This is a genomic window from Halopelagius fulvigenes (assembly GCF_042662625.1).
Taxonomy (GTDB): Archaea; Halobacteriota; Halobacteria; order Halobacteriales; family Haloferacaceae; genus Halopelagius; species Halopelagius fulvigenes.
The window spans coordinates 735,564-745,077 of record NZ_JBHSXH010000015.1 but is presented as its reverse complement, the minus strand read 5'-3'; the positions used below and the strand labels follow the sequence as shown (position 1 = coordinate 745,077).

Sequence of the window (9,514 nt, the reverse complement as noted above, 5' to 3'; positions counted from 1 at the left end):
CCTACTGCAGGTCCGTTTCGACGGACGCCTGCGAGGAGATCTCCTCGTCGATGTCGGCGTCGGCCATCTTGCGGACGAGGCTGTCGATGACCTCCTCGCGCATCCCCTTGACGAACTTGATGGACCCGACGACGAGGTGACCGCCGCCGGAGACACCGCCGCCGACGACTTCCTCGTTCAACTCGGCGACCATCCGCGGGATGTCGAGTCGGACGCCGTCGGAGCGGAGGACGGCGAAGTCCGGCCCGTAGCCGATGGTGATGACCGGTTCTTCGAGTTCGGTCACCTTCCGGTCGTGGAGTTTGCCGGTGGTCTTGCCCGGCGCGGGGTAGGTGAAGCGGTGCGCCCACTCGTCTAAGTCTATCTTGTAGAGGTGCGCACCGCTGTTGAGGCGTTCGTGTTCGAGGTGGGACTCGGCGGCTTCGAGTTGGCGTTCCACGTCGCGTTCCGCGCGGGTGGCGAGGAACTCGACCAGTTCCTCGTGTCGCTCCTCGTCGTCGCACCCGACGTTCAGCACGTCGTTGACGATGGTCTGTCCGTCGCTGTAGCGGAGCCAGTGGGCCGCGTAGTCGAGGGCCTCGCCCACGTCGAGCAGTTGTTCGCGGTCGTACCCCTCCTCCTCGGCGAGAGCGACGTAGTCGGACATCGCCTCGGCCTTCGACCGGTCCGAGAGGCCGGCGACGGCGGGGACGTGGCGCAGACTGTCGCTGATGGAGGGGTCGATCATCCGCGCGAGTTCGACGCACATCATGCCAGTCGTGATGCGGTAGTCCTCGTCGTACAGGTACGGGTTGACGTGCGCGTCCAGGAGGGGGTTCACCGCCTCGGGGTCGGGGTGGTGGTGGTCCACGACGGCGATGGGCACGTCGTAGTGCGCGAGGTTCTCGTAGGCGGGTACGTCCTCCTCGGTGGACCCGTTGTCGAGCATGAGGAGGAGGGGGAGTTTCTGGCCGTGGCGCGCGCGGCCTTCGAGCGCGAAGTTCAGGTCGCGGGTCACGTCCTCCATCTCGTAGAACGGAGCCTTCGAGGGGAGGCGCTTGAACAGGTGCCGCGGCGCGTCGGGGTCGTCGTGAACCTCCGCGATGAAGTTCTCCACGGCGAGTTGGACCGGGACGGAGGCGCACATGCCGTCGCCGTCGGCGTGGTGGCGGACGCGGATGGGCCGCCCTTCGAGGACGGTTCGGCGGAGTAGGCGCGCCACCTCGCGCAGGTCGTCGCGGAGTTTCTCGAAGGCGTCCCACTCGACGAGGGGGTCGACGTCGGCGGGTTCCGCGCGGGCTTCGAGGGCGTCGTCGATTCGGTCGCGGACGTCGGCGGCGGCGTCGCCGTCGAGTTTCGTGAGCGATTCGACCTCCAACTGGAGGCTCTCCTCGTGGTTCTCGACGCTTCCGCCGAGGCGGACGGCGTCGCCGAGTTCGACGTCGGGGTAGGCGCGGACGCCGGCCTCCTCGAACGCGGCGGCGGAGACGATGCCGGACTGGTCCACGATGCGGAAGATGGTCGGACCGCCCGTCTGTTTTATCTGCGCGACGACTCCCTCGACGTGGACGGCGTCGCCGGAGGAGAGGTCCGCGATGGGCGTGATGTCGTGTTCGTGTTCGACGACGACGGTTCGGTAGTCGGAGGGGTCCACCGCGGAGAAGGCGACGTCGCCGTTCTCCTTCACCTCGTCGAGGCTGACGATGAGGCGGTCGCCGACCTCGTAGGTGCGGTCGAGGTTCGATTCGTGGACGAGACCCGACACCTCGTCGGAGATATCGACGAAGATACCGTACTCGACGACGCCGTTGACGACGGCGTGGTAGTTCTCGTTCACGTCCGCATCGTCGAGCGTGCAGTTCGGTGCGAGATCGAAGACGACAGGTCGCGAGTCGGCGTCCGAATCCGGAGCCGACTCGCCGCCGGAATCTCCGGCGTTTTCGAGAGTCATGGTCGCGCCTAGTAGTCGGGCGGTGTTAAGCTTTACATGATACGCCGACGAGCGGTGCGGGGTGATATCTCGCGCTGAACCGCGGGACCGGCCGGCGGTACGGCGATACGTGCGCCCGGCGGCGCGTCCCGCCGGTCAGTAGCCGAGACGCTCCAACGCCTCGTCCAACTCCGAGAGGTAGCGGTCGCCGAACACCCGGACGTGTTCGAGAATCGGGTAGAGGCGGTACGCCGGGCGTCGCTCCTCGAAGAAGCCGTCTTCGACGCCGCGGCGTTCGCGGTAGCGGTCGAAGAACGCGTCTCCGAACGCGTTCGTTCCGACGACGTAGGCGAGTTCGACCTCCGGGTGGCCGTAGTAGATTGCGGGGTCCAAGAACGCCCGCACCTCCGCGCCGGAGACGACGAGGTTCGCCTCCCACACGTCGCCGTGGACGAGGGCGGGCGCGTCGGGTTCGGTCAGGACGGCGTCGATGTCCTCGGCGAACGCCTCGATTCGCCGCCGATACGGGGCGGGGAGACTCCCCTCGGCGACTGCCTCGTCCGCGCAGTGGCGGAGGCGGTGGTCGCGGTAGAACTCGACCCACGAGTCGGTCCACGGGTTCGGCTGGCGGTACGGACCGCTCAGCGTGTCCCGCGGGAACCCGAAGGCGTCGGCGGTCACCCCGTGGAGGGCGGCGAGGTGGTCCGCGACGTTCCGTTGGAGGGCGGGGCCGAACGTCGGGTCCGCCTCGCCCTCGACGAACTCCATCACGAGCAAGTCGTCCTCGGCGTGGAACACCTCGGGGACGGGAATCGGCGACTCCGCGGCGAGATACCGGAGCATCTCGGCTTCGACGGTGAGCGGCGTGCCCCCGACTTTCGCCACGAGGGGGTCGCGGCCCGAGACGGAGACGCGGTAGACGGTTCCGACGAACCCGCCGTCGAGTTCGGTCAGGTCCGTCGCGGGCGCGTCGAACAGCGATTCGACGCGGGTTCGAATCTCCTCCGGCGTCGGCGTCTCGGGGGCGTCGTCTGCGGCCATACTCCCCGTCGGACGGTGACGGTGGTGAGGCTGACGCTTCCGAATCGCCGGGGGTCGATCGGCGAATCCGATGCCGTCTGCCGATTCCGCCGTCGGCAGGACCGCAACTCTTAGAAGGCGACGCGCCGGAGTTCGTAGCATGCGCCTCTTTCGGTCGGGAGAGATTCTCGGCATCGCCGAGGACGCACTCGAGTTCGCACTCGAGGCCTCCCGCGAAACGCACCCCAACGAGTACATGGGGTTCCTGCGCGGAGAAGACGCACGGAGTCTCGGACTCGACCGACAGGGGACGGTCATCACGGACGTCCTCATCGTTCCGGGGACGAAGTCCGACCCGACGAGTGCCACCGTGGACTCGAACATGATTCCCAACGACATGCGCGCCGTCGGGTCGATTCACTCCCACCCGAACGGCGTCCTCCGCCCCAGCGACGCCGACTTGGACACGTTCGGCAACGGGAAGGTCCACATCATCGTCGGCGCGCCGTACGAACGAACCGACTGGCGGGCGTTCGACCAGTACGGCGACCAACGGAGTTTGGACGTCCTCGACGTGGAACTGGACGACCCCGAGGAGTTCTTCGACTTCACCGAGGACGACTTGGACCTGGACGACGCATGACCGAGAGAGTCATCGCGCAGGGGACGTTCGACATCCTCCACCCCGGCCACCTGCACTACCTTCGCGACGCCGCCGCCCTCGGCGACGAACTCCACGTCATCGTCGCGCGGCGGGAGAACGTCACCCACAAGGCGAAACCCGTCCTCCCCGACAGGCAACGCCGGGACATGGTGGACGCCTTGGAGATGGTCGCGGAGGCGCACCTCGGCCACCGCGAGGACATCTTCGTCCCCATCGAACGCATCGAACCCGACGTCATCGTCCTCGGCCACGACCAACACCACGACGAGGACGGCATCCGCGCCGCCCTCGCGGAACGCGGCATCGACTGCGACGTGACCCGCGCGTCGCCCTGCGAAGCGCGGTACGACGGCGAACTGCTCTCGACGGGCCGAATCGTCGACCGCATCCTCGAACGGCGCGGATGAGGCGGTCGACCCGTGCAGCGTAGTCTCGGAACCCGACGCGAGGGGCGTGTCGCAGTACCGCCCTTCACCGAACCTTCAATCCGCCCGCTAGCGGAGAGACGCGCATGAGGACTCGGGACGCGACCCCCGCCGACGCCGACGCTATCCGGACCGTCCACTACCGTGCTATCGAAGAACTCGGTCCGCGAGCGTACAGCCGAGAGCAGGTAGACGCGTGGGCCGAGGGATGCGAGTCCGCGGACTACGTCTCGGCCATCGAGGCAAACGAGAGAGAGTTCATCGTCGCGGAACTCGACGGGGAAGTCGAGGCGTTCGGTTCGTTGAAACTGCTCCCCCCGGACGGGTACGAAGCGGACGTAGATGCGGAGGTCACGGGGGTGTACGTCCACCCCTCGGCCGTTCGCCGGGGCGTGGGGACGAGTGTCTATTCGGAGTTGGAACGGCGGGCCAGAACGCACAACGTCCGCACGCTCGGGCTCTCGGCCTCGCTCAACGCGGTCTCGTTCTACGAGGCCCGCGGATACGTGCGAGTGAGAGAGTACACCCACGAGTTCTCGGGTCACGAGTCTACGGGGGTGACAGGGACCGTCGTCGAGATGAAGAAGGAACTGTAGACGCAGTCGCCGGACGACGGATCGAGGATGCGACACCCTCCGCTGGGCGCGTTGAGTCGGCCGAAGAAAGTGCGGGTGGACGGTTACGTTACTGCCCTTCGCTGGTGCTGTTACCGCCGCTACCGCTGGTGCTGTTACCGCCGCTGCCGCCGGTGCTGGTGCTGTTACCGCCGCTACTGCTGTTCTGTTGCTCGCTCAGCCACTGCTGGTACTCGTCCTGCGGGACGACTTTCATGGTGAAGTACATCTGCGAGTGGGAGACGCCGCAGTACTCCGCGCAGTAGCCTTGGTACGTCCCCGTCTCGTAGGGGACGGTGTTGATGGTGTTGAGCTGTCCGGGCATCGCGTCCTGCTTCAGGCCCAACTCGGGCACGTGGAACGCGTGTACCACGTCCCGACTGGTCACGTGGATGATGACGGTCCTGTCCTTGGGGACGACTATCTCGGTGCCGGTCGTGAAGTTACCCGCCTGCGGGTACGACATCTCCCAGCCCCACTGGTACGCTTCTGCGCGGACGACCACGGGGTCGCCCTGACCCTGTTCGACCTGCGGTTCCGCGGCGTTGTAACCCTGCGTGTACGTCACGTCCGCGAGGACGCCGTACGACGCAACGCCGACGAAGAGCAGGATGATGGCCGTCGCGATGGTCCAGGTGATTTCGAGGCGACGGTTCTCCCGCGTCGGAAGCGGGTTACCGCTGTTCCGGAACTTCACCACCGTGTAGAGGAGGATGGCCTCCACGAGCAGGGTGATGGGTACTGCCACGTACAGGAGTTTTCCGTTCAGCTCGTTGATCAACTGCGCGCTAGACGACGGTTGCGCCGCGACGGGGAGTGCGGCGAGCGCCATCGCCAGCATCGAGAGCAGAGGAACGAGCGCCAAGCGCGTCTTTCGCATCTTATCGAGGGTTAGGAACAAGGGCCTAAATAGTTGCTGACTCCCGCACAGCGGCCCCCACGGGCGAAAGCGCGGGTCCTAAATAGAGTGCGTTCGAAACCGCTCTCAGGTGCTTACTCGTGGAATCGACTCGCACACACGATACCGTCCACGGCCTCCTCGCGGCGACGGCGATGGGCGTCTATCTCCTGTTACTCGTCGGAGCGACGACGGCCGTGACCGACGCCGCCGCGGCGTGTACTGCGTGGCCCGCCTGCGGTGACGGCTTCGCCACGCCGACGACGCTCGCCGGGTGGGTGGCCATCGGCCACCGAATCGCGGCGGTGGCCGTCGGACTGCTCGGCGTCGTGACGCTCGTCGCCGCCCTCCGCGCCGACGTCGAGCGTCGCGTCCTCGTGCCGATGCTCGTCGCCGGCGCGTTGTACCCGGTGCAGGCGGGACTCGGCGCTCTCGTCGCCACGGAAGGCGGCGGCGGGACGCTCTCCGCCCTCCACCTCGCCGTCGGGATGGCCATCTTCGGCGGCCTCGTGGCGGCGTTGGCATGGTCGCTCGAATCCGAGACCGGCGACCCCTCGGAGTCGCCGACCGGCCACCCGGAACCGGACCTCCCGCCCGCGGAGTCGCACGGCCCGGAGGTTCCGACCGCCCCCCTCGCCCGCGCGAAGGCGACGGCGAACGCGTACTTCCGGATGATGAAACCGCGGCTGATGTGGCTGCTCTGTCTCGTCGCCTCGGCGGGGATGGCCCTCGCGAGCGCGACGACCGGGGGACTCTCCCCCGAGATAGTGCTGGCGACGCTCGGCGGCGGCGTCCTCTCCATCGGCGCGTCGGGGACGTTCAACCACGTCTTCGAGCGGGACATCGACCGCCGGATGTCGCGGACGAACGACCGACCGCTGGCCACCGACCTCGTCCCCGTCCGCAACGCCATCGCGTTCGGACTCGCCCTCGCGGCGGCGTCGCTCGCGCTGTTCGCGTGGGTGAACGTTCTCGCGGCGGTGCTCGGCCTCGCTGCCATCATCTTCTACAGCGTCGTCTACACGCTGATGCTGAAGCCCAACACGGTGCAGAACACCGTCGTCGGCGGCGCGGCGGGCGCGCTCCCGGCGCTCATCGGCTGGGTCGCCGTGACGGGCGACGTGGGACTCGGCGGCCTCGTCTTGGCGACGGTCATCTTCCTGTGGACGCCCGCGCACTTCTACAACCTCGCGCTGGCGTACAAGGACGACTACGAGCGCGGCGGCTTCCCGATGATGCCCGTCGTCCGCGGCGAGACGACGACGCGGAAGCACATCCTCTGGTACCTCGGGGCGACGCTCGTCGCCGCGGGCGTGCTGGCGGCGACGGAAGCGCTGGGACTGCTGTACGCGCTCACGAGCGTCGCGTTCGGGGGCCTGTTCCTCTACTTCGTCGTCCGCCTGCACTACGAGCAGAGCGAGCGGGCGGCGTTCCGCGCGTTCCACGCCTCGAACGCCTATCTCGGCACGGTGCTTCTCGCCGTCGTCGTGGACACGTTGGCGCTATGACCTCCGTCTCCGCCGCGTTCTCCCGGCCCTCGCGCGACGACCTCCTCCTCGCCGGACTCCTCGCCAACACGCTCGTTCTCGCCGCTCTCGCCTACGTCGCGGCGGCGGGCATCTCGGTCACCCGACCGCGGTACGCGCTGTACGGACTCGTCTGGATACTCGTCGGCGTCCTCGCCGTCTGGAAAACCGACGTGGCCCCGACGGACAGGACGACGCGGCGTCGGGCCGCCGCCGTCGCCGTCGGCTACGCGGCCCTCCTCGCCGTCGCCGGCGGCGTCGTCGTCACCGCCGCGGGACAGGTTCCGGGGGCGGAGTGGGGAATGAGAATCGCCACGCTCGCGCCCGGGTGGGGACCGGCGCCCGTCCTCTCGACGCCGTACGCCGCCGTCGTTCTCATGCCCGCCCGCGTCGTCGGCTACCTCGCGTTGGCGTACCTCGTCTACGCCACCGTCATCGACGCCGCGGGGTCCGCGGTGTCGGGACTCCTCGGCCTCCTGTCGTGCGTCTCCTGTTCGTGGCCCATCGTCGTCTCGCTTCTGACGGGCGTCGTCGGCGGCGGGTCCGCCGTCGCCGCGGTGGCGTTCGACTTCTCCTACGACATCTCGACGGCGGTGTTCCTCGTCACCGTGGGACTGCTCTACTGGCGACCGTTCGGGTTCCGCCGCGGCGAGTGAACGCCGGGGGCGTCGGTCGCGCCCGCCGCGCCGCCCGTTCGGTCGCGCCGGGTTTACCTTCCTCCGCGGAGAACGTCCGCGCATGACGACCGTCGAAATCGAGTACTGCGTCCCCTGCGGCTTCCTCGACCGGGCCGAGGAGATTCAGCACTCGCTCCTGCGGCAGTTCGGCGAGAAGCTCGACAGGGTGGCGCTGGTGACCGGCGACCACGGCGTCCTGACCGTCGCGGTGGACGGCGAGACGGTCTGGGATAAAGCGGACGACGAGTACGACGTGGACGACATCACGCGCCGCGTCCGCGAGGCGCTTTGAGACGGTGAAGTCGGGCGAACACGCCGCCGTCGGCGCAGTCGTCGGGAGCGTCGCGGCCCTCCTTCTCGTCGGAACCGAGTCGCTCCCCCTCCTCGCGGCGTTCGTCGCGTACGGCGTCCTGTTGAGCGTCTTCGTCGATCTGGACCACTTCCTCCTCTCGCGGGTCGTCGTCGGCGACTGGCGACACCTCAGACTGGCCGTGACGAACCCGCGAGTCGGCCTGATAGAACAGGAGAAGGTGTTCGCGGGGTACGACGACGTGCTCCGCCCCCGGCGACTCCTCAGTCACCACGTCGTCGGCGGCGTCCTCGTCTTCGGCCTCGTGGCCGTCGGACTCGGCGGGGTGGCCGTCTTCAGCGCCGTCGTCCTCTACGCGCACGTCCTCTGCGACTACCTCCGCGACTTGGGGTACGCCTGAGTTACCGGGAGTGGCCCCAGAGCTCGCCGTCCTCGTCGTAGCGCGCGTTCGTGATTCGCTCCCACTGGTCGTCCGAGAGGTCCACCTCGGCCGCGCCGACGTTCTCGTCGAGTTGGTCGACGGTGCGCGCGCCGACGATGGGGACGACGGTGGCGTCGGGGTAGTCCATCAACCAGCGGAGCGACACCTGCGCGGGCGTGGCGTCTTCCTCCTCTGCGACTTCCTTCACGGCGTCTAAGACGTGCCACCCGCGTTCGGAGAGGTAAAACTGGTCGAACCGTTCGTCGAAGTCGGCGCGCGACCCGTCGGGCGCTTCGACTATCGTCGGGTCGTCGGGGTCGGCGCGTTCGTACTTTCCAGTGAGGAACCCACCCGCGAGAGGGGAGTACGGACAGACCGCCAGCCCTTGGTCGCCGCAGACGTCGAGGTAGTCGGCCACGTCCTCGTAGTAGCCCGCGTGGAACAGCGGTTGGGTCACCTCGAATCGCTCATAGCCCTCCACGTCGGACTTCCAGAGCGCCTTGGTGAGTTGCCACGCCGCCATCGTGGAAGCGCCGAGGTAGTTCACCTTGCCCTCCTCGACCAGACGGTTCAGCGTCGAGAGCGTCTCCTCGATGGGCGTCTCCTCGTCCCAGCGGTGGATGTAGTACAGGTCGAGGTAGTCGGTGCCCAGTCGGTCCAAGGTCCCCTCTATCTGGTTTCGGACGTGCGTCCGCGAGAGGCCCGACCCGTTGGGGTTGTCGTCGTCGAAGCCGAAGTACACCTTCGAGGCGATAACGAACTGCTCTCTGTCGCGGTCCGAGAGCCAATCGCCGATCCAGTCCTCGCTCGTCCCGTTCGGGTCGCCGTAGACGTTGGCGGTGTCGATGAAGTTGCCGCCGCGTTCGACGTAGGCGTCGAGGAGTTCGTGCGCCTCCTCCTTCGACGTCTCCAATACGCCGCCGGTCTTCCGGCCGAACCGCCACGTGCCGAAGCAGAGTTCGGAGACTTTCGTCCCTGTCGTCCCGAGTCGTCGGTAGTTGAGGCTCATAGTGAACACGTCTCACGCGTCGGTGAAAAACGTGACACTCC

11 protein-coding genes are annotated in these 9,514 nt (G+C 67.7%); 7 read left to right on the top strand and 4 right to left on the bottom strand.

The window, feature by feature from the left end; translation table 11 throughout:
• Position 1: 1 nt before the first annotated feature.
• Complete coding sequence (locus tag ACFQEV_RS13930; protein ID WP_379697146.1) at positions 2-1,930, bottom strand: DHH family phosphoesterase; 1,929 nt, start codon at positions 1,928-1,930, stop codon at positions 2-4.
• A 135-nt stretch (positions 1,931-2,065) separates the two neighbouring features.
• On the bottom strand, positions 2,066-2,950 hold the full coding sequence (locus ACFQEV_RS13925; RefSeq protein WP_379697143.1) for a fructosamine kinase family protein: 885 nt from the start codon (positions 2,948-2,950) through the stop codon (positions 2,066-2,068).
• Between the two features lie 139 nt (positions 2,951-3,089).
• Here ACFQEV_RS13925 and ACFQEV_RS13920 point away from each other — a divergent pair, with 139 nt between their 5' ends.
• From ACFQEV_RS13920 to ACFQEV_RS13910, 3 genes are all read left to right on the top strand, one after another.
• The gene (locus ACFQEV_RS13920) at positions 3,090-3,572 is read left to right on the top strand and encodes a Mov34/MPN/PAD-1 family protein (protein WP_379697140.1); all 483 of its coding nucleotides are present in this window, start codon (positions 3,090-3,092) and stop codon (positions 3,570-3,572) included.
• On the top strand, positions 3,569-4,000 hold the full coding sequence (locus ACFQEV_RS13915) for an FAD synthase family protein (RefSeq protein ID WP_379697137.1): 432 nt from the start codon (positions 3,569-3,571) through the stop codon (positions 3,998-4,000). The genes ACFQEV_RS13920 and ACFQEV_RS13915 overlap by 4 nt, the downstream gene beginning before the upstream one ends.
• A gap of 104 nt (positions 4,001-4,104) precedes the next feature.
• Positions 4,105-4,614, top strand: coding sequence for a GNAT family N-acetyltransferase (locus ACFQEV_RS13910; protein WP_379697134.1), 510 nt, complete (start codon positions 4,105-4,107; stop codon positions 4,612-4,614).
• 88 nt (positions 4,615-4,702) lie between these two features.
• Here ACFQEV_RS13910 and coxB read toward each other — a convergent pair whose 3' ends face one another.
• Entirely contained in the window at positions 4,703-5,512 is an 810-nt protein-coding gene (gene coxB, locus ACFQEV_RS13905) for a cytochrome c oxidase subunit II (protein ID WP_379697131.1), read from the bottom strand.
• 173 nt (positions 5,513-5,685) lie between these two features.
• Here coxB and cyoE point away from each other — a divergent pair, with 173 nt between their 5' ends.
• From cyoE to ACFQEV_RS13885, 4 genes are all read left to right on the top strand, one after another.
• Positions 5,686-7,038, top strand: coding sequence for a heme o synthase (cyoE, locus tag ACFQEV_RS13900; protein WP_379699872.1), 1,353 nt, complete (start codon positions 5,686-5,688; stop codon positions 7,036-7,038).
• Positions 7,035-7,712, top strand: coding sequence for a DUF7546 family protein (locus tag ACFQEV_RS13895; RefSeq protein WP_379697129.1), 678 nt, complete (start codon positions 7,035-7,037; stop codon positions 7,710-7,712). The genes cyoE and ACFQEV_RS13895 overlap by 4 nt, the downstream gene beginning before the upstream one ends.
• A gap of 82 nt (positions 7,713-7,794) precedes the next feature.
• Positions 7,795-8,025, top strand: a complete 231-nt coding sequence (locus tag ACFQEV_RS13890; RefSeq protein WP_379697126.1) for a SelT/SelW/SelH family protein — start codon at positions 7,795-7,797, stop codon at positions 8,023-8,025.
• A gap of 4 nt (positions 8,026-8,029) precedes the next feature.
• On the top strand, positions 8,030-8,443 hold the full coding sequence (locus tag ACFQEV_RS13885; RefSeq protein WP_379697124.1) for a hypothetical protein: 414 nt from the start codon (positions 8,030-8,032) through the stop codon (positions 8,441-8,443).
• Position 8,444: 1 nt separating this feature from the next.
• Here the strand turns inward: ACFQEV_RS13885 and ACFQEV_RS13880 are convergent, their stop codons facing one another.
• A complete protein-coding gene (locus ACFQEV_RS13880; RefSeq protein WP_379697122.1) occupies positions 8,445-9,473 on the bottom strand; it encodes an aldo/keto reductase in 1,029 nt (342 codons plus the stop codon).
• Between the last annotated feature and the right edge of the window lie 41 nt (positions 9,474-9,514).